This is a genomic window from Pseudomonas sp. A-B-19 (genome assembly GCF_019947515.1).
GTDB lineage: Bacteria > Pseudomonadota > Gammaproteobacteria > Pseudomonadales > Pseudomonadaceae > Aquipseudomonas.
The window spans coordinates 1-26,430 of sequence record NZ_JAGYGN010000013.1 but is presented as its reverse complement, the minus strand read 5'-3'; the positions used below and the strand labels follow the sequence as shown (position 1 = coordinate 26,430).

At 60.7% G+C, this 26,430-nt stretch carries 24 protein-coding genes; 12 read left to right on the top strand and 12 right to left on the bottom strand.

What is annotated here, in order from left to right; translation table 11 throughout:
- Nucleotides 1-35 precede the first annotated feature (35 nt).
- The 8 genes from fabI to gloB all read right to left on the bottom strand — a co-directional run bounded on the left by fabI (nt 36) and on the right by gloB (nt 10,774).
- On the bottom strand, nt 36-830 hold the full coding sequence (gene fabI / locus KGA81_RS15995) for an enoyl-ACP reductase FabI (RefSeq protein ID WP_223547166.1): 795 nt from the start codon (nt 828-830) through the stop codon (nt 36-38).
- A 20-nt stretch (nt 831-850) separates the two neighbouring features.
- The gene (locus KGA81_RS15990; RefSeq protein WP_223547165.1) at nt 851-2,461 is read right to left on the bottom strand and encodes an ABC transporter ATP-binding protein; all 1,611 of its coding nucleotides are present in this window, start codon (nt 2,459-2,461) and stop codon (nt 851-853) included.
- Between the two features lies 1 nt (nt 2,462).
- Nucleotides 2,463-3,482, bottom strand: coding sequence for an ABC transporter permease (locus KGA81_RS15985; protein ID WP_223461820.1), 1,020 nt, complete (start codon nt 3,480-3,482; stop codon nt 2,463-2,465).
- Between the two features lies 1 nt (nt 3,483).
- Nucleotides 3,484-4,557, bottom strand: a complete 1,074-nt coding sequence (locus KGA81_RS15980; protein WP_223547164.1) for a microcin C ABC transporter permease YejB — start codon at nt 4,555-4,557, stop codon at nt 3,484-3,486.
- 4 nt (nt 4,558-4,561) lie between these two features.
- Nucleotides 4,562-6,403 (bottom strand): extracellular solute-binding protein, encoded by a 1,842-nt coding sequence (locus KGA81_RS15975; protein ID WP_223547163.1) that lies wholly within the window; start codon nt 6,401-6,403, stop codon nt 4,562-4,564.
- Nucleotides 6,400-8,220, bottom strand: coding sequence for an extracellular solute-binding protein (locus KGA81_RS15970; protein WP_411736562.1), 1,821 nt, complete (start codon nt 8,218-8,220; stop codon nt 6,400-6,402). Before KGA81_RS15970 ends, KGA81_RS15975 begins: the two co-directional genes overlap by 4 nt.
- Nucleotides 8,221-8,476: 256 nt before the next feature.
- Nucleotides 8,477-9,907, bottom strand: a complete 1,431-nt coding sequence (locus KGA81_RS15965) for a transglycosylase SLT domain-containing protein (RefSeq protein WP_223547161.1) — start codon at nt 9,905-9,907, stop codon at nt 8,477-8,479.
- Between the two features lie 99 nt (nt 9,908-10,006).
- On the bottom strand, nt 10,007-10,774 hold the full coding sequence (gloB, locus tag KGA81_RS15960) for a hydroxyacylglutathione hydrolase (protein WP_223547160.1): 768 nt from the start codon (nt 10,772-10,774) through the stop codon (nt 10,007-10,009).
- 65 nt (nt 10,775-10,839) lie between these two features.
- Here gloB and KGA81_RS15955 point away from each other — a divergent pair, with 65 nt between their 5' ends.
- The 5 genes from KGA81_RS15955 (at nt 10,840) to KGA81_RS15935 (ending at nt 16,167) form a co-directional block, all read left to right on the top strand.
- Nucleotides 10,840-11,598 carry a class I SAM-dependent methyltransferase gene (locus KGA81_RS15955; RefSeq protein WP_095946203.1) on the top strand — a complete coding sequence of 253 codons (759 nt, stop codon included), beginning with the start codon at nt 10,840-10,842 and terminating at the stop codon, nt 11,596-11,598.
- A gap of 92 nt (nt 11,599-11,690) precedes the next feature.
- Nucleotides 11,691-12,143, top strand: a complete 453-nt coding sequence (gene rnhA / locus KGA81_RS15950) for a ribonuclease HI (protein ID WP_223547159.1) — start codon at nt 11,691-11,693, stop codon at nt 12,141-12,143.
- A 129-nt stretch (nt 12,144-12,272) separates the two neighbouring features.
- Entirely contained in the window at nt 12,273-13,031 is a 759-nt protein-coding gene (gene dnaQ / locus KGA81_RS15945; RefSeq protein ID WP_223547158.1) for a DNA polymerase III subunit epsilon, read from the top strand.
- Between the two features lie 251 nt (nt 13,032-13,282).
- Complete coding sequence (locus tag KGA81_RS15940) at nt 13,283-15,538, top strand: Orn/Lys/Arg decarboxylase N-terminal domain-containing protein (RefSeq protein ID WP_223547157.1); 2,256 nt, start codon at nt 13,283-13,285, stop codon at nt 15,536-15,538.
- A gap of 14 nt (nt 15,539-15,552) precedes the next feature.
- Nucleotides 15,553-16,167, top strand: coding sequence for a GNAT family N-acetyltransferase (locus KGA81_RS15935; RefSeq protein ID WP_223547156.1), 615 nt, complete (start codon nt 15,553-15,555; stop codon nt 16,165-16,167).
- Here the strand turns inward: KGA81_RS15935 and KGA81_RS15930 are convergent.
- On the bottom strand, nt 16,133-17,026 hold the full coding sequence (locus tag KGA81_RS15930; protein WP_223547155.1) for a LysR substrate-binding domain-containing protein: 894 nt from the start codon (nt 17,024-17,026) through the stop codon (nt 16,133-16,135). The genes KGA81_RS15935 and KGA81_RS15930 overlap by 35 nt on opposite strands.
- Nucleotides 17,027-17,114: 88 nt before the next feature.
- Complete coding sequence (locus tag KGA81_RS15925) at nt 17,115-17,342, bottom strand: hypothetical protein (RefSeq protein WP_223547154.1); 228 nt, start codon at nt 17,340-17,342, stop codon at nt 17,115-17,117.
- 175 nt (nt 17,343-17,517) lie between these two features.
- Between KGA81_RS15925 and KGA81_RS15920 the strand changes: the two genes are divergently transcribed.
- Nucleotides 17,518-18,078, top strand: coding sequence for an NADPH-dependent FMN reductase (locus KGA81_RS15920; RefSeq protein ID WP_223547153.1), 561 nt, complete (start codon nt 17,518-17,520; stop codon nt 18,076-18,078).
- A gap of 72 nt (nt 18,079-18,150) precedes the next feature.
- On the opposite strand, the gene KGA81_RS15915 is transcribed toward KGA81_RS15920, so the two are convergent.
- Entirely contained in the window at nt 18,151-19,101 is a 951-nt protein-coding gene (locus KGA81_RS15915) for a DUF1853 family protein (protein WP_223547152.1), read from the bottom strand.
- A gap of 117 nt (nt 19,102-19,218) precedes the next feature.
- Between KGA81_RS15915 and KGA81_RS15910 the strand changes: the two genes are divergently transcribed.
- From KGA81_RS15910 to pepN, 6 genes are read left to right on the top strand one after another with little or no spacing between them, the layout of a single operon-like run.
- Nucleotides 19,219-20,109, top strand: a complete 891-nt coding sequence (locus KGA81_RS15910) for an NAD(+) kinase (protein WP_223547151.1) — start codon at nt 19,219-19,221, stop codon at nt 20,107-20,109.
- Nucleotides 20,106-21,080, top strand: coding sequence for a metallophosphoesterase (locus KGA81_RS15905; RefSeq protein WP_411736561.1), 975 nt, complete (start codon nt 20,106-20,108; stop codon nt 21,078-21,080). The genes KGA81_RS15910 and KGA81_RS15905 overlap by 4 nt, the downstream gene beginning before the upstream one ends.
- Nucleotides 21,077-21,946, top strand: coding sequence for a rhomboid family intramembrane serine protease (locus KGA81_RS15900; RefSeq protein WP_223547149.1), 870 nt, complete (start codon nt 21,077-21,079; stop codon nt 21,944-21,946). The genes KGA81_RS15905 and KGA81_RS15900 overlap by 4 nt, the downstream gene beginning before the upstream one ends.
- A 33-nt stretch (nt 21,947-21,979) precedes the next feature.
- Complete coding sequence (locus KGA81_RS15895; RefSeq protein ID WP_223547148.1) at nt 21,980-22,240, top strand: YeaC family protein; 261 nt, start codon at nt 21,980-21,982, stop codon at nt 22,238-22,240.
- A complete protein-coding gene (locus KGA81_RS15890) occupies nt 22,237-23,067 on the top strand; it encodes a DUF2797 domain-containing protein (protein ID WP_223547147.1) in 831 nt (276 codons plus the stop codon). The genes KGA81_RS15895 and KGA81_RS15890 overlap by 4 nt, the downstream gene beginning before the upstream one ends.
- 10 nt (nt 23,068-23,077) lie before the next feature.
- Nucleotides 23,078-25,735 carry an aminopeptidase N gene (gene pepN, locus KGA81_RS15885; protein ID WP_223547146.1) on the top strand — a complete coding sequence of 886 codons (2,658 nt, stop codon included), beginning with the start codon at nt 23,078-23,080 and terminating at the stop codon, nt 25,733-25,735.
- Between the two features lie 598 nt (nt 25,736-26,333).
- Here pepN and KGA81_RS15880 read toward each other — a convergent pair.
- On the bottom strand, nt 26,334-26,430 hold a 97-nt coding region (locus KGA81_RS15880; RefSeq protein ID WP_223545205.1), incomplete at its 5' end, for a transposase domain-containing protein.

Below are 26,430 nucleotides of genomic sequence, written 5' to 3'. Positions count from 1 at the left end.
TGAAGAGGCGGGTTCTTTATCAGGCTGACCGAAGATTACTCTTCGAGGCTGCCCATGGCCGTGGTGTTGAAGCCACCGTCCACGTACATGATTTCACCGCTGATGCCGGACGCCAGGTCCGAGCACAGGAAGGCGCCGGCGTTGCCGACTTCTTCGATGGTGACGTTGCGACGCAGCGGGGTTTGCGCTTCGTTGGCGGCCAGCATCTTGCGGAAGTTCTTGATGCCGGAAGCGGCGAGGGTGCGGATGGGACCGGCCGATACACAGTTGACGCGTGTGCCTTCCGGGCCCAGGGAGCCGGCCAGGTAACGTACGCCGGCTTCCAGGGAAGCCTTGGCCATGCCCATGACGTTGTAGTTCGGCATGGTGCGCTCGGCGCCCAGGTACGACAGGGTCAGCAGGCTGCCGTTGCGGCCTTTCATCATTTCGCGGCCAGCCTTGGCCAGGGCCACGAAGCTGTAGGCGCTGATGTCGTGAGCGATGCGGAAACCTTCACGGGTGGTGGCTTCGGTGAAGTCGCCGTCCAGTTGGTCGCCCGGTGCGAAGCCTACGGAGTGCACGATGCAGTCCAGGCCGTCCCACTTCTTGCTCAGTGCTTCGAAGACCTTGGCGATTTCTTCATCGCTGGCCACGTCGCACGGGAAGCACAGCTCGGGGTTCGACCCCCAGCCTTGTGCGAACTCTTCGACACGACCCTTGAGTTTGTCGTTCTGATAAGTGAAGGCAAGCTCAGCGCCCTCGCGATGCATGGCGGCAGCGATGCCGGATGCGATGGACAGCTTGCTGGCGACACCGACGATCAGGACGCGCTTACCGGCGAGAAAACCCATGTGTTGCTCCTCTTTTCAGGTTATTGCGCAGTGGCCGGAGCCAGAAAAGCGGCTTCCAGCAACTGCTGTGTATACGGATGTCGGGGGGCGGCAAAAATGCTTTGCGCGTCCCCCTGTTCGACCACTTGGCCATGCTTGACCACCATCAACTGGTGGCTCAGCGCTTTCACCACAGCCAGGTCATGGCTGATAAACAGATACGTCAGGTTGTACTTGGTTTGCAGCGAACGCAAAAGCTCCACTACCTGGCGTTGTACGGTGCGGTCGAGGGCCGAAGTCGGCTCGTCCAGCAAAATCAACGCCGGTTTTAACACCAATGCCCGGGCAATGGCGATTCTCTGCCGTTGCCCGCCGGAAAATTCGTGGGGGTAGCGGTGCCGGGTTTCCGGATCCAGGCCTACCTCCTTGAGTGCTGCAATGATCGCTTGTTCCTGTTGCGCCGCGGTGCCCATCTTGTGGATGCGCAGGCCTTCGCCAACGATGTCGTTCACGCACATCCGTGGGCTCAGGCTGCCGAACGGGTCCTGAAACACCACTTGCATCTCCCGCCGCAGCGGCCGGACCTGTTGCTGCGTCAGGCAGTCCAGCGGCTGGCCTTCAAAACGAATCGCACCTTTGCTGGCGATCAAGCGCAAAATCGCCAGGCCCAGGGTCGATTTGCCGGAACCGCTTTCGCCCACGATCCCCAGGGTCTGGCCCTGGGGCAGGCTGAAGTTGATGCCGTCGACCGCCTTGACGTAATCCACTGTGCGCTTGAGCAGGCCTTTCTTGATCGGAAACCAGACTTTCAGGTCCTCGACCGCCAGCAAGGGCGGGCCGATCACGTTGCTTGCAGGCTTGCCGCCGGGCTCCGCTGCCAGCAGTTCCCGAGTGTACGGATGCTGCGGCGCGCGGAACAGCTCTTCGCACGATGCCTGTTCGACGATGCAACCTTGCTGCATGACACATACGCGATGCGCAATTCTTCGCACAAGGTTCAAATCGTGGCTGATCAGCAGCAGCGCCATGCCTAATCTGGCCTGCAGTTCCTTGAGCAATTCGAGGATTTTCAGCTGAACGGTCACGTCCAGCGCGGTGGTTGGCTCGTCGGCGATCAGCAGTTCCGGCTCGTTGGCCAGGGCCATGGCGATCATCACCCGCTGACGCTGGCCGCCGGACAGCTCGTGGGGCAGGGCCTTGAGGCGCTTGTGCGGGTCGGGAATGCCGACCATCTCCAGCAGCTGCAGGGTGCGTTTGGTCGCGACCTTGCCGGTCAGGCCTTTGTGGATGCCCAGCACCTCGTTGATCTGCTTTTCGATCGAGTGCAGGGGGTTGAGCGAGGTCATCGGCTCCTGGAAGATCATCGCAATGCGGTTGCCGCGAATGTGACGGATGGTTTTTTCTTTCAGGTCCAGCAGGTTCTGCCCGGAATATTCGATGGTGCCGGACGGGTGCCGGGCGAGCGGGTAGGGCAGCAGGCGCAGGATCGAATGTGCGGTGACCGATTTACCGGAGCCGCTTTCGCCGACCAAGGCCAGGGTTTCACCACGCTTGATGTCGAAGCTGACACCTTCGACCGCTCGCTGGCAGCGATTGCCGACGACAAAGTCGACCGCCAGGTCGCGCACTTCGATCAGATTGTCCTGATTCATTTCACTTCCTCGGGTCGAAGGCATCGCGAGCGGACTCGCCGATGAACACCAGCAAACTCAACATCAAGGCCAGCACCGCAAAGGCGCTGATGCCCAGCCACGGTGCCTGCAGGTTGGATTTGCCCTGGGCCACCAGTTCACCCAGGGACGGGCTGCCCGCCGGCAGGCCGAAACCGAGGAAGTCCAGGGCGGTCAATGTGCCGATGGCGCCGGTGAGGATGAACGGCATGAAGGTCATGGTCGAGACCATCGCGTTGGGCAAAATGTGGCGGAACATGATCGCACCGTTCTGCATGCCCAGGGCGCGGGCGGCGCGTACGTATTCCAGGTTGCGCCCGCGCAGGAATTCGGCGCGTACCACGTCCACCAGGCTCATCCACGAGAACAGCAGCATGATCCCCAGCAACCACCAGAAATTGGGTTGCACGAAACTGGCGAGGATGATCAGCAGGTACAGCACCGGCAGCCCGGACCATATCTCCAGGAAGCGCTGCCCGGCCAGATCCACCCAGCCACCGTAGAAACCCTGCAAGGCCCCGGCGATCACGCCGATGATCGAACTGAGCACGGTCAGGGTCAGGGCGAACAGCACCGAAATGCGAAAACCGTAGATCACCCGGGCCAGTACATCGCGGCCCTGATCGTCGGTGCCCAGCAGGTTGTCCGTCGAGGGCGGAGCCGGGGCCGGGACTTTCAGGTCGTAGTTGATGCTCTGGTAACTGTAGGGAATCGGCGCCCACAGCACCCAGGCGTCCTTGGCCTTGAGCAGTTCGCGGATGTAGGGACTCTTGTAATTGGCCTCCAGCGGGAATTCGCCGCCGAAGGTGGTTTCCGGGTAGCGCTTGAGCGCCGGGAAGTACCAGTTGTTGTCGTAATGCACCGCCAGCGGCTTGTCGTTGGCGATCAGTTCGGCGCCCAGGCTGGCGCCAAACAGGATCAGGAACAGCCACAGCGACCACCAGCCACGCCTGTTGGCCTTGAATAGTTCGAAACGTCGGCGATTGAGAGGGGACAGGTTCATCTCAATGCTCCCGGCTTTCGAAGTCGATGCGCGGATCGACCAGGGTATAGGTGAGGTCGCCGATCAGTTTTACCACCAGCCCCAGCAAAGTGAAGATGAACAGCGTGCCGAACACCACCGGGTAATCACGGTTGATCGCCGCTTCGAAACTCATCAGGCCGAGGCCGTCGAGGGAGAAGATCACCTCCACCAGCAACGAGCCGGTGAAAAAGATGCCGATGAGGGCCGAGGGGAAGCCGGCGATCACCAGTAGCATGGCATTGCGGAACACGTGGCCGTACAGCACGCGGTGGTTGGTCAGGCCCTTGGCCCTGGCGGTGATCACGTACTGCTTGTTGATTTCGTCGAGGAAGCTGTTCTTGGTCAGCAGGGTCATGGTCGCGAAGTTGCCGATCACCAGTGCGGTCACCGGCAGCGCCAGGTGCCAGAAGTAGTCGAGGATCTTGCCGCCCATGCTCAGTTCATCGAAGTTGTTCGAGGTCAGCCCGCGCAACGGGAACCAGTCCAGGTAACTGCCGCCGGCGAACACCACGATCAACAGGATCGCGAACAGGAACGCCGGGATCGCGTAGCCGACGATGATCGCCGAACTGGTCCAGACGTCGAAGTGGCTGCCGTGCCGCTTGGCCTTGGCGATCCCCAGCGGGATCGACACCAGGTACATGATCAGTGTGCTCCACAGCCCCAGGGAGATCGAGACCGGCATTTTTTCCTTGATCAGGTCGATGACCTTGGCGTCGCGGAAGAAGCTGTCGCCGAAATCCAGGGACGCATAGTTCTTGACCATGATCCACAGGCGTTCCGGCGCCGATTTGTCGAAGCCGTACATGTGCTCGATTTCCTTGATCAGCGCCGGGTCCAGGCCTTGGGCGCCGCGATAGGCCGAGCCTGCCACCGAGACTTCCGCGCCGCCGCCAGCGATGCGGCTGGTGGCGCCTTCGAAGCCTTCGAGCTTGGCGATCATCTGTTCCACCGGCCCGCCCGGAGCGGCCTGGATGATCACGAAGTTGATCAGCAAGATGCCGAAAAGAGTCGGAATGATCAGCAGCAGTCGCCGAAAAATATACGCCAGCATCTGATTACTCCGTGCCTGCAGGATCGGCCTGCAGTGTGGTTTCGACTTCCAGCGCCGGCTTGATATCGGGCTTGACCCACCAGGTGGACGTGCCGATGTCGTATTTAGGCGAGACCTTGGGATGGCCGATGTGGTTCCAGTACGCCACGCGCCAGGTCTTGATGTGCCAGTTGGGTATTACGTAATAGCCCCATTGCAGAACGCGGTCCAGCGCGCGGGCGTGGGCCACCAGGCTGTTGCGCGAATCGGCGTTGATCAGTTGCTCGACCAGTTGGTCGACCACCGGGTCTTTGAGGCCCATGGAATTGCGGCTGCCGGGTTTGTCGGCAGCGGCCGACATCCAGAACTCCCGTTGTTCGTTCCCCGGCGAGTTGGACTGCGGGAAGCTGCCGACGATCATGTCGAAGTCCCGGGAACGCACGCGGTTGATGTATTGCGAGACGTCGACCCGGCGGATCACCAGATCGATGCCCAGGTCACTGAGGTTGCGCTTGAACGGCAGCAGCACCCGTTCGAATTCGGTCTGGGCCAACAGGAATTCGATGACCACCGGTTTGCCGGTGGCATCGACCATTTTGTCATCGACGATGCGCCAGCCGGCCTCTTGCAGCAGTTGATAGGCTTGCCGTTGCTGGGCGCGGATCATGCCGCTGCCGTCGGTGGTCGGGTTCTGGAACGCTTCGCTGAACACTTGCGGCGCCAGCTTGCTGCGCAACGGCTCGAGGATCGCCAACTGTTCGGCATCAGGCAGGCCAGTGGCAGCCATTTCCGAGTTCTCGAAGTAACTGCGGGTACGCACATAGGCACCGTTGAACAGTTGCTTGTTGGTCCATTCGAAGTCCAGCAACAGCGACAAGGCCTGGCGCACGCGCACATCCTGGAACACCGGGCGGCGCAGGTTGAAGACGAAACCTTGCATACCGGTCGGATTACCGTTGGGAATCTGTTCCTTGACCAGTCGACCTTCGGTGACCGCCGGAGTGTTGTAGGCATTGGCCCAGTTTTTTGCGGTCATTTCCAGCCAGTAGTCGAACTGCCCGGCCTTGAGCGCTTCCAGGGCCACGGTGTTGTCGCGGTAATAGTCGGTGGTCATCACGTCGAAGTTGTAGAACCCCCGATTGACCGGCAAGTCCTTGCCCCAGTAATCCTTGACGCGTTCATAGCGCACCGAGCGTCCGGCCTTCACTTCGCTGACCTTGTACGGGCCGCTGCCCAGCGGGATCTCCAGGTTGCCCTTGTTGAAGTCGCGGTCGGCCCACCAATGCTTGGGCAGCACCGGCAACTGGCCGAGGATCAGCGGCAGCTCGCGGTTGTTGGTGTGCTTGAACTTGAACAGTACGGTCAGCGGGTCTTCGGCGATCACTTCGGCCACGTCGTTGTAGTAGCCGCGGTACATCGGCGCGCCATCCTTGGTCAGCATCTGGAAGCTGAACACCACGTCTTCGGCACGGATCGGGTGGCCGTCGTGGAAACGTGCTTCGGGGCGCAGGTAGAAACGTACCCAGCTGTTGTCCGGGGCTTTCTCGATCAGGCGGGCGATCAGGCCGTACTCGGAGAACGGCTCGTCCAGGCCCTGCTTGGCCAGGGTGTCGTAGATCATGCTGATATCGTCTGCTGGCACGCCTTTGCTGATGAACGGGTTGAGGCTGTCGAATCCGCCGAAACCGGCCTGCCGGAAAATCCCGCCCTTGGGCGCGTCGGGATTGACGTAATCGAAGTGTTTGAAGTCGGCCGGGTATTTCGGCGGCTCGTTGTACAGAGTCAAGGCATGTTGCGGGGCGGCGCAGGCCAGCCCGGCGAACAACAGGCCGCTGGCCTGCAAGAGCAGGGTGCGGATGGGTTTCATTGATCTTTCTCCGAAGATTTCAGCCACCACGCGTTAAGGCCCAGGGTATAAGGCGGCGTAGTGACGAAGGCGAGCCGATTGCGGTACGCCAGGCGGTGATAATTGAGGTACCAGTTGGGAACGATGTAGTGCTGCCACAGCAGCACGCGGTCGAGGGCCTTGCCGGCGGCGACCTGTTCATCGCGGGTCTGTGCCGCCAGTAACTGCTCGAGCAGACGATCGACCACCGGGTTGGTTATGCCTGCGTAGTTTTTGCTGCCCTTGACCCCGGCCTGGCTGGAATGAAAGTACTGCCACTGTTCCAGGCCCGGGCTGAGCGTCTGGTTGAGGGTCATCAGAATCATGTCGAAATCGAACTGGTCCAGGCGCTGTTTGTATTGCGCGCGATCGACCGTGCGCAGTTGAGCGTCGATGCCGATGCTGGCCAGGTTCTCGACGTAAGGCTGGAGGATGCGCTCCAGGTTCGGGTTGACCAGCAGCAACTCCAGTCGCAAGGGCTGCCCGGTGGCATTTTGCATGCGCTGGCCATTGAGCTTCCAGCCGGCTTCGGCAAGCAGGCCAAGGGCTTTGCGCAAGGTCTCCCGGGGGATGCCGTGCCCATCGGTCTGCGGCAGGCTGAACGGCTCGGTAAAGAGCCTGGCCGGCAGATGTTCACGATAAGGCTTGAGCAGCAGCCATTCGTGCCCGACCGGCAAACCGCTGGCCGAGAATTCGCTGTTGGGGTAGTAGCTCATGGCGCGATGGTAGGCGCCGCTGAACAGCGTGCGGTTGGTCCATTCAAAGTTGAACATCAGCCCCAGCGCTTCACGGACCTTGGCGTCCGAGAATGCCGGACGCCGGCTGTTCATGAACAGGCCCTGGGTCTGGGTCGGGATCTGATGGGGAATCTGTGCCTTGATTACCTCACCGCGGCGTATGGCGGGGAAGTTGTAGCCAGTGTCCCAGTTCTTCGCCTGATGCTCGATATAGATATCGAATTCACCGGCCTTGAACGCCTCGAACGCCACGTCGCTGTCGCGGTAAAACTCGACTTCCATGCGGTCGAAGTTGTACTTGCCGCGATTGACCGCCAGGTCCTTGCCCCAGTAATCCTTGACCCGTTCGAAGACGATCTGTCGTCCTGGCGTGACCGACGTGATGCGATAGGGCCCGCTGCCCAACGGCGGCTCGAAGGTGGTGGCCTTGAAGTCGCGACCTTTCCAGTAGTGCTGCGCCAGCACCGGCATTTCACCCAGGCGCAGGATCAGCAGCGGATTGCCGGCACGCTTGAATACGAAACGGATTCTCTGCGAGTTGAGAATGTCGACCCGCAGTACTTCCTGAAGGCTGGTGCGGTACAGCGGATGGCCCTCCTTGAGCAGCACGCGATAGGAGAACGCGACGTCGTAGGCGGTGATCGCCGTACCGTCATGGAAGCGTGCTTCGGGGCGCAGGTTGAACACCACCCAGCTACGGTCCTCGTTGTACTCCACGGACTGGGCAATCAGGCCATAGCTGGATGCGGGCTCGTCACCTGACGGCGCGTACTGCCCGGTGCCGACCATCAGCGGTTCGTTGAGCTCGTTGATGCCGTATTGCAGGAAATTCGCTGTGGTGACCGGGCTGGTGCCCTTGAAGGTGTACGGGTTGAGCGTATCGAAGGTACCAAACGCCATCACCCGCAACGTACCGCCCTTGGGCGCTTGCGGGTTGACCCAGTCGAAGTGGGTAAATCGGGCCGGGTACTTGAGCGTGCCGAACTGCGCATAACCATGGCTTTCGCTGATCGTCGCGCTTGCGGTGGAACTCAACGCCAGGCTGATCAGGAACAGGAGCAGGGGACGCTTCAAATAGGGGATCCGATCCAGGCGGCTTGGGCTTTGTGGATCGTACAGTAACAGCTTGTATGGACAGGAAAAAGACGGGGGGTTAATGCGTAATATCGGCGGGTCGCAATCCTGTAGGAGCTGGCTTGCCAGCGAAAGCGATCTGACCGTCACACTGTTGTTGACTGTGCCGACGCCTTCGCTGGCAAGCCAGCTCCTACAGGTTTGCGACCCGCCATAAAAAAGCCCCTGAATTCAGGGGCTTTTTTTAATGCGGATTGGCCACCGTCAACATCTGACCAGGCTTCAGCGCCTGGCCGACACGCGGGTTCCAGCGCTTGAGGTGCTGCATCTCCACGTTGAAGCGCTTGGCCACGATGTACAGCGAGTCGCCTTGCTGGACCTTGTACGTGGTCTGCTGTTTTTTGGTATTGGCTGCAATCACGGTGTTGACGCGCCCGGAGCTGCGTTTGCCGGTGTCCTGCATGACCAGGGTCTGGCCGGGCTTGAGGTTCTTGCCTGTCAGTTTGTTCCAGCGTTGCAGGTCCTTCACGTCAACGTTGTTGGCCTTGGCAATGGCGCCGAGGTTGTCACCCCGCTTGACCCGGTAGGCGCGTCTGACACTGGCGACCTGGGTGTCGTCGGCACCTTCGAAGACCGGCTTGAGCGATTTTTTGCTGATCAACTCTTCAGGACGCATGGTCTGCAGGCTGCTGGTCAGCAGTTGCGCCTTGGACGTCGGCACCAGCAGGTGCTGCGGGCCGTCGATGGTGGTGCGCTGCTTGAAGGCCGGATTGAGCTGGAACAGTTCGTCTTCATCGATGTTGGCGACTTCAGCGACTTTGGACAGGTCCATGCGCTGGTTGATTTCGACGACCTGGAAGTAGGGTTCGTTGGCGATCGGGTTGAGGTTCACGCCGTAGGCTTCCGGTGCCATCACCACTTGCGAGAGTGCCAGCAGCTTTGGCACGTAGGCCTGGGTTTCGGCGGGCAGCGGCAGGTTCCAGTAGTCGGTCGGCAGGCCGAGACGCTCGTTGCGCTCGATGGCCCGGCTGACGGTGCCTTCGCCGGCGTTGTAGGCCGCCAGGGCCAGCATCCAGTCGCCGTTGAACATGTCGTGCAGGCGGGTCAGGTAATCCAGCGCGGCGGTGGTCGAGGCGGTGATGTCGCGACGGCCATCATAGAAACGGGTTTGACGCAGGTTGAAGTAACGCCCGGTGGAGGGGATGAATTGCCAAAGACCCACCGCGTCGGCCCGGGAATAGGCCATCGGGTTGTAGGCACTTTCAATCACTGGCAACAGTGCCAGTTCCAGCGGCATGTTGCGCTCTTCAAGGCGTTCGACGATGTAATGAATGTATAAGCTGCCACGTTCGCCGGCGTTTTCGAGGAAAGATGGGTTGCTGGCGAACCAAAGGCGCTGTTGCTCGATGCGCGGGTTGACGCCCAGCCCGTCCTGCAACTGGAAGCCCTGGCGCATACGCTCCCAGACGTCCTGCGGAATTTGCGGGCTGGGTTTTTCGCTGAGCCAGATCGGCTTCTGCTTGGCGCGCGCGGCGATGTTCGACGTATGCGCCGCATCGGTCTGCGGCGCATGGCTGGAACAGCCCGCCAGGGTGGCGGACACAGCCACCGCAATGGCTTGAGCCAAGCGGGTCAATGCGTCTGAACTGATGGCTTTGCGAATAGGTGACGACATTGGCTGGAAGTAAGTTCCGGGCAAAAATGTCGGGCGATTCTAGAAAGGGCACCCTGCGCGGTCAACCTTTCAGAATTGTTGCAATCTTGAGAAGCCCCTTTAGAACGTGTCTTTCCACGCTCGAATTGCAGCAAAAACCATATCGGGCGCCGAGTTATCGGTGCCGGTCCGTTCGTCCGCTTTTTCTTTAACGGATGTTTCACCGGAGCGCAAAAACGGGTTTGTGAGCTTTTCCAGTGCCAGGGTCGACGGCAGCGTCATGATCCCGGATTCCCGTTGGCGGGTGACTTTGGCCAGGCGCTCGGCGGTGTGCGGATTGTCCGGTTCGACGGCCGCCGCAAACTTCAGATTGCCGAGGGTGTATTCGTGGGTGCAGTACACCAGTGTGTCTTCCGGCAACGCAGCGAGGCGTGTCAGCGAGCTGTACATTTGCTGTGGCGTGCCTTCGAACAACCGCCCGCAGCCGGCGGCAAACAAGGTGTCGCCGCAGAACAGCAAGCCGTGATGGTAATAGGCGATATGCCCCAGGGTGTGGCCAGGGACCGTGAAGATATCGAAGTCCAGGCCGAGTACACTGACCTTGTCGTTGTCTTTGAGCGCAACGTCCCGCGCCGGGATTCTTTCGCTGGCCGGGCCATAGACTTTCGCGTTTGTCGCTTTCTTCAGCAACTCGACGCCGCCGACATGGTCATGATGGTGATGAGTGATCAAAATATCACTCAGTACCCAACCCGGATTGGCCGCGAGCCAGGTTTGTACCGGGGCGGCATCACCCGGGTCGACGACCGCGCAACGCTTGCTGGCGTGGTCTTGTAACAACCAGATGTAGTTGTCGGTGAAGGCGGGCAGGGCAGTGATCTGTATCATCGTCGGATTCGCCAAGCGGAAAACATTGGCGCATCTTAGAACTTCCTGGCGTGTTGGAGAATGCAATGACTGATAAAGCGTTCGCACAGGCTGATCCTGACTGGCTGGCGTTGATCAGCGCGGCCCGCGAGTGGCTGGCCGGTCCCATCGGGCAATTTCTGCTGGACGAAGAGCGGCGCATGCTCGAAGACGAGCTCGGGCGGTTCTTTGGTGGTTATCTGGTGCATTACGGCCCCTCGGCCCAGACCCCGCCGTCAGCCCCGCAGGTGCAGCGTAATGTGCGCCTGGGCGCGCCGTTGCCGGGGGTCGAGATCGTCTGCGAGGAACAGGCCTGGCCGTTGAGCGAGCATGCTGCCGACGTGGTGGTGCTGCAGCATGGTCTGGATTTCTGCCTGTCGCCCCACGGTTTGCTTCGCGAGGCGGCCAGCAGCGTACGCCCCGGCGGGCATTTGCTGATCATTGGCATCAATCCCTGGAGCAGTTGGGGCCTGCGGCATGTGTTTGCCCAGGATGCGTTGCGCAAGGCGCGCTGCATTTCGCCGTCACGGGTCGCGGACTGGCTGAACCTGCTGGGCTTCGCGCTGGAGAAACGCCGCTTCGGGTGCTATCGTCCGCCCCTTGCGTCACCGGCATGGCAGACCCGCCTGGCCGGTTGGGAGCGCAAGGCCGGTGACTGGCAACTGTCGGGCGGCGGCTTCTATCTGTTGGTGGCGCGCAAGATCGTGGTGGGCCTGCGACCGCTCCGTCAGGAGCGGCGCGAGCCAATGGGCAAGTTGATTCCTTTGCCGATGGCCAAGGTCAACCGTCGCAACATCGAACCGTAATACATACTTTTTATTTGCGGCCGGGCCTGCCCCGGCTTCGGCCGTTGTCGATCAGCGATCGGCGGGCCAGCGCATTTTCTGGATAGACTGGCATGAGCGATAGCGTAGAACTGTTCACCGACGGCGCCTGCAAGGGCAACCCTGGCCCTGGCGGCTGGGGCGCGCTGCTGGTGTGCAAGGGCGTCGAAAAGGAACTCTGGGGCGGCGAAGCCAATACCACCAACAACCGCATGGAGCTGATGGGCGCGATCCGTGGCCTGGAAGAGCTCAAGCGTCCCTGCGACGTGCTGCTGGTAACCGACTCCCAGTACGTGATGAAAGGCATCAACGAGTGGATGGACAACTGGAAGAAGCGCGGCTGGAAAACCGCGGCGAAGGAGCCTGTAAAAAACGCTGACCTGTGGAAGTTGCTCGACGAGCAGGTCAACCGCCACAAGGTCACCTGGAAATGGGTGCGCGGCCACATTGGCCATCACGGCAACGAACGGGCCGACCAGTTGGCCAACCGTGGCGTGGATGAAGTGCGCGGGTACAAGCAAAGCTGAATTGAGTTCAACCGATACACCGAGTTGCGGCGCTCCGACGATGGGGGCAACACGGTGTATCTGAAAGACCCCGGCAAGCGTGTTAATATCGCGGCTTTTGCCCGAATACCGATTGAGAGCTGAGCACTGATGGCCACCAGATCCGTTGTACTCGACACCGAAACCACCGGCATGCCGGTGACCGACGGCCACCGGATTATCGAAATCGGTTGTGTCGAGTTGATCGGCCGACGCCTGACGGGCCGGCACTTTCACGTGTACCTGCAACCGGACCGCGAGAGTGACGAGGGCGCCATCGGCGTCCACGGCATCACCAACGAGTTCCTCGTGGGCAAGCCGCGTTTTGCCGAAGTGGCCGAAGAGTTCTTCGAGTTCATCAAGGGCGCGCAGCTGATCATCCACAACGCGGCGTTCGACGTTGGCTTCATCAACAACGAATTCGCCCTGATGGGGCAGCAGGACCGCGCAGACATCACGCAGCACTGCACGATCCTCGATACCCTGATGATGGCCCGGGAACGTCACCCAGGGCAGCGCAACAGCCTCGACGCCTTGTGCAAGCGCTATGGCGTCGACAACTCCGGCCGTGAACTGCACGGCGCCTTGCTCGACTCCGAGATTCTCGCTGACGTCTACCTGACCATGACCGGGGGGCAGACCAGTCTGTCCCTGGCCGGTAACGCCTCCGATGGCAATGGCTCCGGTGAAGGGGCGGACAATTCGGCCACCGAAATTCGCCGTTTACCAGCCGATCGCCAGCCGACGCGCATCATCCGCGCCAGCGAAGACGACCTGACCCGCCACGCGGCGCGCCTGGAAATCATCGGCAAATCCGCGGGTGCTCCGGCGTTGTGGGTGCAGTTGGCCGAGGCTGAAGCGCAGGCGTAGTTCCACATTTCCAATGAGTACTCTTTGTGGCGAGGGAGCTTGCTCCCGCTGGGTTGCGAAGCGACCCCGGTTTTTTGCAGTCAATGCAAATTTTGTGAGTGCTGCGCACTCAAGCGGGAGCAAGCTCCCTCGCCACAGGGAAGATCCCTGGTCGCCACAAGTTGGTGCATCCCGCTCGCCACATCCGCCGCAACACTCTACCCTGAGGTGATTGGCAGGCTCTGGTCTGCCGCCTCAGGACGCTGAGCCCCATGTATAAAGATTTGAAATTCCCGGTCCTGATTGTCCATCGCGACATCAAGTCCGACAGCGTTGCCGGCGACCGTGTGCGGGGCATTGCCCGGGAGCTGGAGCAGGAAGGGTTCAGCGTCGTTTCGGCGGTGGACTACACCGAAGGACGATTGGTGGCGTCGACTTACCATGGCCTGTCCTGCATGTTGATTGCCTCTGAGGACGCCAGCGCTCATTCCCATTTGTTGCAAAACATGGCCGAACTGATCGGTCTGGCGCGAGTGCGTGCACCGGATCTGCCGATCTTCGCCCTGGGCGAAACAGTGACCCTGGAAAACGCGCCTGCCGACGCCATGGCCGAGCTCAATCAGTTGCGCGGCATCCTTTACCTGTTCGAAGACACGGTGCCCTTTCTCGCCCGACAGGTGGCCCGCGCCGCGCGCAAATACCTCGATGGCCTGTTGCCGCCGTTTTTCAAGGCGTTGGTGCAACACACGGCGGATTCCAACTATTCGTGGCACACCCCCGGTCACGGCGGTGGCGTGGCGTATCACAAAAGTCCGGTCGGGCAGGCGTTTCACCAGTTCTTCGGGGAAAACACCCTGCGCTCGGATCTTTCGGTGTCGGTGCCTGAACTCGGCTCCTTGCTCGATCACACCGGTCCCCTGGCTGAAGCCGAGGCCCGTGCAGCCCGTAATTTCGGCGCCGATCACACCTTTTTCGTGATCAATGGCACCTCCACGGCCAACAAGATTGTCTGGCACTCGGTGGTTGCCCGCGATGACCTGGTGCTGGTGGATCGCAATTGCCACAAGTCGGTGCTGCACTCGATCATCATGACCGGCGCGATCCCGCTGTACTTGTGTCCGGAGCGTAATGAACTGGGGATCATTGGCCCGATTCCCCTGAGCGAGTTCAGCCGCGAATCGATCCAGGCCAAGATCGACGCCAGTCCACTGACCAAGGGGCGTTCGCCGAAGGTCAGGCTCGCGGTGGTGACCAATTCGACCTATGACGGCCTCTGCTACAACGCGGAACTGATCAGGCAGCAACTGGGCAACAGTGTTGAGGTGCTGCACTTCGACGAGGCCTGGTACGCCTATGCGGCGTTTCACGAGTTTTTTGCCGGGCGCTACGGCATGGGCACGTCCCGTGATGAAGACAGCCCGTTGGTGTTTACCACCCACTCCACCCACAAGTTGCTGGCGGCTTTCAGTCAGGCGTCGATGATTCACGTGCGCGATGGTGGCGCGCGGCAACTGGACCGGGATCGCTTCAACGAAGCCTTCATGATGCACATCTCGACCTCACCGCAGTACGGCATCATCGCCTCGCTGGATGTGGCTTCGGCGATGATGGAAGGGCCGGCCGGGCGTTCGCTGTTGCAGGAAATGTTCGACGAAGCCCTGAGTTTTCGCCGGGCGCTGGCCAATTTGCGCCAGCACATTGCCGCGGATGACTGGTGGTTTTCGATCTGGCAACCGCCGTCGGCGCAAGGCATCGAACGGGTCGTCACCGAGGACTGGCTGCTGCAGCCCGATGCCGACTGGCATGGCTTTGGCGGCGTGACCGACGATTATGTGTTGCTCGACCCGATCAAGGTCACGCTGGTGATGCCGGGGCTGACCGCCGGTGGTGCCCTCAGTGAGCACGGGATTCCGGCGGCGGTGGTCAGCAAGTTCCTTTGGGAGCGTGGCCTGGTGGTCGAGAAAACCGGGTTGTATTCGTTCCTGGTGCTGTTCTCCATGGGCATCACCAAAGGCAAGTGGAGCACGCTGCTTACCGAATTGCTGGAGTTCAAGCGCAGCTACGACGCCAACGTCAGTCTGGCCAGTTGCCTGCCGTGCGTAGCGCAGGAGAATGTCGCGCGCTATCAGGGCATGGGCCTGCGTGATCTGTGCGATCAGCTACATGCCTGTTATCGCAGCAACGCCACCGCCAGGCACCTCAAACGCATGTACACCGTACTGCCGGAAGTCGCGATGAAGCCGGCGGATGCCTATGATCAATTGGTGCGAGGTGAAGTCGAAGCAGTGTCGATCGATGCGCTGGACGGGCGGATCGCCGCAGTGATGCTGGTGCCGTATCCACCCGGCATTCCGCTGATCATGCCGGGCGAGCGTTTTACCGAGTCGACCCGCTCGATCATCGATTACCTGGCGTTTGCCCGCACGTTCGATAGCAGCTTTCCGGGGTTCGTTGCTGATGTGCACGGATTGCAACACGAAGATCAGGGCAGTGGACGGTGCTACACCGTCGATTGCATCAAGGAATGAGGACCTTTCCCAGTATGCAGCCGGTTATAAATCCGAATTTCCCGGGGTTGTCGGTACGGGTTGCCGACGAGGGTTTTGCCTCTTACATCTGGGGCAGTGATTTCAGTTTTGAAGTCGCGGCCTACGGTGCGGCCGAAATCGGCAAGCCGGTAGCACAGTGGCCGGTCACCCCGATCACGCCTTATCGCAAGTGTTACGGTATCGACCCCGAGGAGTTCAGCAGCTTTCGCAATGCGGCCGACAGCGCGATTTTCATGGCCTATCTGGATGACCAGCCCGTGGGGCATCTGGTGGTCAGTACCAACTGGAATGGCTTTGCCCATATCGACGAACTGGCGGTGCATGCACCGGCTCGACGGCATGGTGTGGCCAAGGCCCTGCTGGACGTGGCGCAATTCTGGAGCCGCAAGAAAAAGCTCCCGGGCATCATGCTCGAAACCCAGAACAACAACCTGGGGGCCTGCCGGCTCTATGAACGCTGCGGTTACGTAATTGGCGGGATCGACCAGTTGCGCTATCGCGGTATTGACCCGAACACCGCCGAAGTGGCGCTGTTCTGGTATCGACTGTTCGAAAATCCGCTGGAAAGTCCGTTCAGTTCGTCAGCATCGCCGCGGCTTGTTCCGTGACGATAGCCAACAGTGCCTGAACTGCCGGAGACGGTTCGACGTTTTTCAGCGACAAGGCGTAGAGAGTGATCGGCACGGCTGGCGCCAACGGGCAGGTGTCCAGTCCCGAGGCTTTGGCGCCGAGGGCGGTGAAAGGGTCGACGATGGCCAGGCCTTCGCCGGCCTCGACCATGCTGCGCATCATCTGATGCGTCTGGACCCGGGTTTGAATCACCGGAGCAGGGCGCAAGCCGTGCAGTTTGTTTTCCAGTGCCGGGCTCAGCGGGTCCTGTCCCTCCAGGCCGATCATCGATTGGCCGGCCAGATCCTGCAGTGAAATGTATTTCTGTTTCGGTTGCAGCCAGCCATGGGGGGCGAGCAACTGAAGTTTGCCCTGGGCAATCGCCTGGCAATCGAGATCGGCGTGATCAGGATCATGCAGGCTCAGGCCAAGATCACTTTCACGCAGCAGCAGGCTTCTGACGATGTCGCGGGTGGGCTGGCTCAGCAGTGTGCAAGGCGCATCGGGCAGACGTCGGCGCAGGGTCGCGATGCTGTGTGGCAGCAATTGGTTGGCCAGGGGCGGGGTGCAGATGATGCGCAGCGGCGGCGCCAGGTATTGCCTGAGGCTGTTGGCCAGACGCTGCACGGGTTCGAGCGCGTCGTAGACCCGGGCAATTTCCATTTGCAGTTCCCGAGCCTCACGGGTGGCCTGCAAACGCCCGCGAACACTGGCGAACAGCATGAAACCCAACTGATCCTCGGCGTCGCGCAGCAAGCGCTCGACTTCGGCCACCGGCAGCTGCAGCCATTCGGCAGCGGTGCCCAGGTGACCGGTCTGCAGGAGCGCCTGGATCACTTCGATATGGCGTAAGCGCATGCATGAAGTCCATGTTCAGCAGGTGGAGGAGTCAGTGGCTGAATCCTACCCCAAGTCCGCGCATATGACTTCTGCTCATAACGACGGGTTATGAAGCGCTGGCGATTTGCGGTTCGCGGGTAATGGTCACGCCGGTTTGCACCAGCATGAACTCATTGTCGTCGACCTTGTTGACGCGGTCGCCAATGGCCAGCTTGTAGGTGGTGACAGGCCCTGAGCCGTCTACTGCCGGGGTGGAGTCCTGGAACTCATGCACCGAATAAATGCGGCCTTGCGCGTCTCTTGCATGGAACTGACCGACGAGTACTGCTGCCATCTGCTTGGAACCTCTGGAGATAAAACGCTCAATTTTCGGCACTGTAGACCGTACTTGAGCGAGGTAAGTTTTCCTACGGGAAAAAAATAGTCAGGGACGGCGTTTTCAGTCGCCCGCTGCTTGAATCGTCATCTATAACTACAAGCTCTTCCTATCGGACAGTCGAGAATCCCCCATGAGCAACGTCTATACGATCGCCGTCCTGGTCGGCAGCTTGAGAAAGGAATCGATCAACCGCAAGGTCGCACGGGCCCTGATAGAGCTGGCGCCGGCCAATCTCAAGCTCAACATCGTCGAAATCGGCGATCTGCCGCTCTATAACGAAGACATCGATGGCGCTTCACCGCCGGCAGCCTACAGCACTTTCCGACAACAGGTGAGCTCATCCGACGCGGTGTTGTTCGTGACCCCGGAATACAACCGTTCGGTGCCGGCACCGTTGAAAAATGCGATTGACGTCGGTTCTCGCCCTTATGGCAAGAGTTCGTGGAGCGGCAAGCCCGGTGCCGTTATCAGTGTTTCGCCGGGGGCCGTCGGCGGGTTTGGTGCCAATCACAACCTGCGTCAATCCATGGTGTTTCTGAATGTGCCGATGATGCAGCAGCCGGAAGCCTATCTGGGGAACGCCGGTTCGGCATTCGACGAGGCGGGCAAGTTGTCCGAGTCGGTAAGGCCGTTCCTGCAAAATTTCATCAATGCCTATGGGCAATGGGTCGAGCAGCACAAGAAGGTCTGATGGTCATTGTGTAGGAGCGAGCTTGGTCCGGGCGGCGTTCCGACGATGGGGCCGGATCAGACAATGCAAGACTCAACCCTGTCCCGGCACATTCGGCCAAAGGTCCGACACCAGGAACAATCGCTCGGCCTCTTCCCAGTCGCCATTGGCATTTTCCGTCAGGCGCACCAGCAGTTGTGCCGGTGCCAACGGGTCCAGGTCATCCAGCCACGCCTGCATCTGGCCAGCGCTCCAGGTGTGCTCCGCCGAATAATGCGCCGGCGCCAGCCAGGCGTGGCGGGGCAAGGGTTGCCAGCGCCCGGGCGGGCTCTGGGCCAACAACGCCGGCCAATCCTTTTGATGCAACCAGCGACCGCGCAAATGCTGCGGATGGGCACCCGCCGGCGAGGCAGCCTGCCCGGGCCACGGGTACAGCAAGTAACCCCCCAGCCACAAATGCGCGCTGAACACCTGGATATCCAGTGCCGCCAGCACTTCACGGCTCTCGGGGCGAGCGGAAATCGGCAATTGGTGCTTGCTCAGGTGCGCCAGTTTGCGGTCGAGCCGGTCGTGGCAGCCCGGACCCAGCCACTGGGAAGTGTCGTGTCCGTCGCCGGATTGCGGGCCGAGGTAGAGCTTGATCGCCAGTTCCAGGTGATGCACGCCGTCGCGGTCGCGCAGCAGCATGTCCAGCTCACCCAGGGTGTGCCCCTCGCGGCGAATCGGCATGTTGGCGGCAATCAGTTCAATGCCCGGGGCATGCTGCACGGCGAATTGCCAGAGGCGTTCGTAATACAGGCCCAGACGCCGGGTCCGGGCCTGGGCCAGCCACTGCAGCAGGCCATAACTGTCCCGGTCCAGTTGCCGCAGCCAATGCTCCAGGCGCTGCGGTGTCTGCACCCAGTCGCTACCGGCCAGCGGGTGACGCTGTGGCCACAGGGTGCCGTCCAGCATGGGCGGCGCGAGGATGACCCACGCCAGGTCACGCACTTCGGGATGGCGTAATTGATGGGGCAGGTGGAGCAAATCCGGAAATAGCATCATCTTGCGAGCATAGCCTGAAACCCGGGCACACCCTTGAAGCTGAAAGGATTTTGTCTACGGGCGGCTTTCGCCCATAATCGTGGTTTTCGCCGCCACACAGATCCCCGCAGGAGCCCCATGGAGCAATTTCGCAATATCGGCATCATCGGTCGCCTGGGCAGTTCCCAGGTGCTGGATACCGTCCGCCGACTGAAACGGTTTCTGCTCGATCGTCACCTGCACGTGATCCTCGAAGATACCATCGCCGAAGTGCTGCCAGGGCACGGCCTGCAAACCTCGTCGCGCAAGATGCTCGGCGAAGTCTGCGACATGGTCATTGTGGTTGGTGGTGATGGCAGTCTGCTCGGTGCCGCCCGGGCGCTGGCCAAACACAATATTCCGGTGCTCGGCATCAACCGGGGCAGCCTGGGTTTCCTGACCGACATCCGTCCCGACGAGCTTGAAACCAAGGTCGCCGAAGTGCTGGAAGGCCACTTTCTGGTGGAAAATCGCTTCCTGTTGCAGGCCGAAGTCCGTCGCCACGGCGAGGCCATCGGCCAGGGCGATGCACTGAACGATGTGGTCCTGCACCCTGGCAAATCCACCCGAATGATCGAGTTCGAGCTGTACATCGACGGCCAGTTCGTCTGCAGCCAGAAGGCCGACGGCCTGATCGTCGCCACGCCGACCGGTTCCACCGCGTATGCGCTGTCTGCTGGCGGGCCGATCATGCATCCCAAGCTCGACGCTATTGTGATTGTGCCGATGTACCCCCATACATTGTCAGGTAGACCGATTGTGGTCGATGGCAACAGTGAGCTGAAAATCGTCGTGTCCAAGGATATGCAGATTTACCCGCAAGTCTCGTGTGACGGGCAGAACCACTTTACCTGCGCGCCGGGCGACACCATTACCGTCAGCAAGAAAGCCCAGAAACTGCGGCTGATTCACCCGCTCGACCACAACTACTATGAGGTCTGCCGAACCAAGCTCGGCTGGGGCAGCAAGTTGGGGGTTGGAGGCGACTGATGCTCGATCCCGCGCGTAGCTACGACCTGATCGGTGACGTGCACGGTTGCGCTCTGACCCTGGAGCACTTGCTCGACCGACTCGGTTATCACAAACAGGGCGGCGTCTGGCGACACGCCTCGCGCATGGCGGTGTTCGTCGGCGATATCATCGATCGTGGCCCGCGGATTCGCGAGGCGCTGCATATCGTCCACGACATGGTCGAGGCCGGTCAGGCGCTGTGCATCATGGGCAACCACGAGTTCAATGCGCTGGGCTGGAGCACGCCAGCGCTACCCGGCAGCGGCAAGCAATTCGTGCGCGAGCACACGCCGCGCCATGCCCGCCTGTTGCATGAAACCCTGACCCAGTTCGAACGCCATCCGGGCGACTGGCACGACTTCCTGCAATGGTTCTATAAGCTGCCATTGTTCGTCGATGCCGGGCGTTTTCGCGTGGTCCACGCCTGTTGGGATGCCGGGCTGATCGAGCCGCTGCGGGCGTTGTTCCCCAACGGTTGCGTCGACGAGCCTTTTCTCCAGGCTTCGGCGCAGTCGGGATCTTTTGCCTGCACCGTATTCGATCGCCTGTTGCGCGGCACGGACATGCGCTTGCCCCATGGCCTGACCATGACCAGCGGCGATGGGCTGGTGCGTTCGTTTTTCCGTACCAAGTTCTGGGAAGACGATCCGAAAACCTACGGCGACATCGTGTTCCAGCCCGATGCACTGCCGGAGCCCGTGGCCCGGACGCCACTGACGTCCAGCGAAAAGAACAGTTTGCTGCGTTATGGCATCGATGAGCCGTTGTTGTTCGTCGGTCATTACTGGCGTAGCGGCAAACCGGCACCGATCCGGCCGAACCTGGCCTGTCTGGATTACAGCGCGGTGCTGTACGGCAAGCTGGTTGCCTACCGACTGGATCAGGAAACCCGCCTGGATCCGCATAAATTCGTCTGGGTCGATGTCGAGCGGCCGGAGGTGCTGCAATGAGTGCTGTAGCGGTATTGCGTCTGCCACTGGCGGTGGACTTGAGCGGGTTCGTCACCTTGCTCAAGCGCATGCAAGTGCCCCATCGGGTCAGCGAAGAAGCTGGCGAGCAGGTACTGTGGGTGCCGCAGAACATCAGTGAAGACGTGCGTGCGCTGTACGAACGTTTTCCGGCGGGTGACCCCGATCAGCAACTGGACATTCCGCTGGCACAGACCGTCAAGCGTCCGGGGTTCGTCGAACAATTGAAATATGCCAGGGCCACCGCGCTGGTGCTGTTGCTGAGCGTGATCGTCGGTGCAGTGACCCTGCTGGGCGACAACCTTGAAACGTTGCGCTGGCTGACCTTCCTAGAGTTCCGCGTGGTCGGCGAGTACCTCCACTTCACGCCACTGGCCGACAGCCTGGCGGCGGGGCAGTGGTGGCGCCTGTTCACGCCGATGCTGATCCACTTCGGCATCCTGCACCTGGCGATGAACGGCATGTGGTACTGGGAACTGGGGCGGCGCATCGAGTCGCGTCAGGGCAGTATCAACCTGATCGGCCTGACCCTGCTGTTCAGCCTGGTGTCCAACTACGCCCAGTATTACTTCAGCGGCCCGACCTTGTTCGGCGGTTTGTCCGGTGTGCTGTATGGCCTGCTCGGGCATTGCTGGATCTTCCAGCTGCTGGCGCCAAACCCGGCTTATCGCCTGCCGCGAGGCGTGCTGGTGATGATGCTGGTGTGGTTGCTACTGTGCCTGTCCGGACTGGTCTCGATGATCGGCTTCGGCGAAATCGCCAACGCAGCCCATGTCAGCGGGTTGCTCATCGGATGCTTCACCGGTTTGTTGGGCGGGTTGTATAACCGCCGTAAACTGGCCGCCTAATTTAAGAACATGCAATAAAGAGACGGAGACCCAATGTCCTCTTTTAACGAAATGATCAAGAACATCACCCCTGATATCTACGAGAACCTGAAGCTGGCCGTGGAAATCGGCAAATGGTCCGACGGTGGCAAACTCACCGCCGAGCAACGCGAGCTGTCGCTGCAGGCGATGATCGCCTGGGAAATGCAGAACCTGCCCGAGGACCAGCGTACCGGCTACATGGGGCCGCAGGAATGCGCTTCGAAGTCGATCGAAGTACCGAACATCCTGTTCAAGTCGGATGCCATCCATTGATCGAGATTGGTCGCGGTGCAATCAGCAAAATGTCGGCGCGCCTGGACGGGCCGAACGTGCAATACGCTTTGCGTCTGGGCGAAACCGAGGTTCCGGTCAATCCGTTGATCGGCACCACAGTGCGCCTGGAATACCTGGGGGCGATCTACTGCATCCATTGCGGACGCAAGACCAAGACCAGTTTCAGCCAGGGCTACTGCTACCCGTGCATGACCAAACTGGCCCAGTGCGACGTGTGCATCATGAGCCCGGAGCGCTGCCACTTCGACGCCGGCACCTGCCGCGAGCCGGAATGGGGCGAGAAGTTCTGCATGACCGATCACGTGGTGTACCTGGCCAACTCGTCAGGGGTGAAAGTCGGAATTACCCGCGCCACCCAGTTGCCGACCCGCTGGCTCGACCAGGGTGCGAGCCAGGCCTTGCCGATCATGCGCGTATCGACCCGCCAGCAGTCCGGTTTCGTCGAGGACCTGTTCCGCAGTCAGGTGGCCGACAAGACCAATTGGCGTGCTTTACTCAAGGGCGATGCGGCAGCGGTGAACCTGGCCGAGGTCCGTGATCAACTGTTCGACCGCTGCGCTGAAGGTCTGCTTGTGTTGCAGCAGCGATTCGGCTTGCAGGCGATCCAGCCGGTGACCGATGTCGAGCCGCTGGAAATCCGCTACCCGGTCGAGCAATACCCGGCGAAGATCGTCAGTTTCAACCTGGACAAGAACCCGATTGCCGAAGGCACGTTGATGGGGGTCAAGGGTCAATACCTGATCTTCGACACCGGCGTGATCAACATTCGTAAATACACGGCTTACCAGCTCGCCGTGCATCAGTAAGGACTCCAGCATGCGCACCGAACAACCGAAGATGATCTACCTCAAGGACTATCAGGCGCCCGAGTACCTGATCGACGAAACGCACCTGACCTTCGAGTTGTACGAGGACCACAGCCTGGTCCATGCGCAACTGGTGATGCGCCGCAACCCCGAGCGTGGCCCGGGCCTGCCGCCGCTGGTGCTGGACGGCCAGCAGCTGGAACTGCTGTCGGTCACGTTGGCCGACCAGGCGCTTTCCGATGCGCAGTACCAGCTGACCGAGAGTCACCTGACCCTGCACCCGACCAGTTCCACCTTCACGGTCGACACCAGCGTCCGGATCCACCCGGAAACCAACACCGCGCTGGAAGGCCTGTACAAGTCCGGCACGATGTTCTGCACCCAGTGCGAGGCCGAAGGCTTTCGCAAGATCACCTATTACCTCGACCGCCCGGACGTGATGAGCAAGTTCACCACCACGGTGGTGGCCGAACAGCACAGCTATCCGGTGCTGCTGTCCAACGGCAACCCGATCGCCTCCGGTCCCGGTGAAGAAGGCCGGCACTGGGCGACCTGGGAAGACCCGTTCAAGAAACCGGCGTACCTGTTCGCGCTGGTGGCCGGCGACCTGTGGTGCGTCGAAGACAGCTTCACCACCATGAGCGAGCGCAACGTGGCGCTGCGCATTTACGTCGAGCCGGAAAACATCGACAAGTGTCAGCACGCCATGAACAGCCTGAAGAAATCCATGCGCTGGGACGAAGAGGTCTACGGTCGCGAGTACGACCTGGACATCTTCATGATCGTCGCCGTGAATGACTTCAACATGGGCGCCATGGAAAACAAGGGCCTCAACATCTTCAACTCCAGCGCCGTGCTGGCCAAGGCCGAAACCGCCACCGACGCCGCGCACCAACGGGTCGAGGCCATCGTCGCCCACGAATACTTCCACAACTGGTCGGGCAACCGGGTGACCTGCCGCGACTGGTTCCAGCTGTCGCTCAAGGAAGGCTTCACCGTGTTCCGCGATGCCGGTTTCTCCTCGGACATGAACTCGGCCACGGTCAAGCGCATCCAGGACGTGGCCTACCTGCGCACCCACCAGTTCGCCGAAGACGCCGGCCCCATGGCCCATGCCGTGCGCCCGGACAGCTTCATCGAGATTTCCAACTTCTACACCCTGACCGTGTACGAAAAAGGCTCGGAAGTGGTCGGCATGATCCATACCTTGCTCGGTGCCGAAGGTTTCCGCAAAGGCAGTGACCTGTACTTCGAACGCCACGACGGCCAGGCCGTGACCTGTGATGACTTCATCAAGGCCATGGAAGATGCCAATGGCGTCGACCTGACCCAGTTCAAACGCTGGTACAGCCAGGCCGGCACACCGCGTCTTGCGGTGAGTGAGTCCTTTGATGCGACGGCGAAAACCTACAGTCTGACCTTCCGCCAGAGCTGCCCGCAAACTCCGGACAAGGTTGAAAAACTGCCGTTCGTGATCCCGGTCGAACTGGGGCTGCTGGACTCCAAAGGGGCAGCGATTGCCCTGCGTCTGTCCGGTGAAGCCACCGCGCAAGGCACCTCGCGGGTCATTTCCGTGAACGAGGCCGAGCAGACCTTTACCTTCGTCGACATCGCCGAACAGCCGCTGCCTTCGTTGCTGCGCGGCTTCTCGGCGCCGGTGAAGCTGAGCTTCCCGTACAGCCGCGACCAGTTGATGTTCCTGATGCAGCACGACAGCGACGGCTTCAATCGCTGGGATGCCGGCCAGCAGCTGTCGGTGCAGGTGCTGCAAGAGTTGATCGCCCAGCAGCAGAAGGGTGAAGCGCTGGTACTCGATCAGCGGCTGGTGTCGGCACTGCGCACGGTGCTCTCGGACGAGTCGCTGGATCAGGCCATGGTCGCCGAAATGCTCTCGCTGCCAAGCGAGGCGTACCTGACCGAGATCAGCGAAGTGGCGGACGTCGAGGCGATCCATGTCGCCCGCGAGTTTGCCCGCAAGCAACTGGCTGACGCGCTGTTCGATGGCCTGTGGCTGCGTTATCAGGCCAATCGCGAATTGTCGAAGCAAACGCCGTACGTGGCCGAAGCCGAGCATTTCGCCCGCCGTGCGTTGCAGAACATCGCGTTGTCCTACCTGATGCTCAGCGGCAAGCCGGAGGTTTTGGCGGCAACCCTGGAGCAGTTCGACGCGTGCGACAACATGACCGAGCGCCTGACCGCACTCGCCGTGCTGGTCAACTCACCCTTCGAAGCCGAGAAGGCCAAGGCACTGGCCAGCTTCGCCGAACACTTCAAGGACAACCCGCTGGTCATGGATCAGTGGTTCAGCGTCCAGGCCGGCAGCGTGTTGCCCGGTGGCCTGGAGAGAGTCAAGGCGTTGATGCAGCACCCGGCGTTCAACATCAAGAATCCGAACAAGGTGCGGGCACTGGTGGGTGCGTTTGCCGGGCAGAACCTGATCAACTTCCACGCGGCCGACGGTTCCGGGTATCGGTTCCTGGCGGATCTGGTGATCGAGTTGAATGGCTTTAACCCGCAGATTGCTTCTCGCCAGCTGGCGCCGCTGACTCGCTGGCGCAAGTACGACAGCGCCCGTCAGGCTTTGATGAAGGGAGAACTGGAGCGGATTCGCGCTTCGGGGCAGTTGTCCAGCGATGTGTTTGAAGTGGTCAGCAAAAGCCTGGCCTGAGTTTGGCATTGCTCCTTCAGGGGTCAATACGGACCCCGAAGGAGCGAGACTTGCCCGCGAAGGCGGCCTGATGACCGAACCGTTTCTTACAGATGTACACCGATCAAATTGTGGGAGCTGGCTTGCCTGCGAAAGCGGCCTGATGACCGAACCGTTTCTTACGGATGTACACCGATCAAATTGTAGGAGCTGGCTTGCCTGCGAAGGCGGCCTGATGACCGAACCGTTTCTTACAGATGTACACCGATCAAATTGTAGGAGCTGGCTTGCCTGCGAAAGCGGCCTGATGACCGAACCGTTTCTTACGGATGTACACCGATCAAATTGTGGGAGCTGGCTTGCCTGCGAAAGCGGCCTGATGACCGAACCGTTTCTTACGGATGTACACCGATCAAATTGTGGGAGCTGGCTTGCCTGCGATGGACTCACGTGCGCCGCGTTTATCCGATTTACACGCGTCATCGTTAACGAGTATCGCTGGCAAGCCAGCTCCTACAAGGGAGCGTGCCCACGCTTTAAAAAAAGCGGCGCTTTCAAGGTAGTTGTCGCGTCCGCCGTCTCGCTATGCGTAAGCGTCCGGCGAACACTCCTTGCGTAGTTAAACGGGCGCCCACTTGTACGGGAGCAATTCCGTAATTTCACTCGCCCGCTGCGTCGGCAAACGAGTCAGAACGTCCTTTAGATATGCATACGGA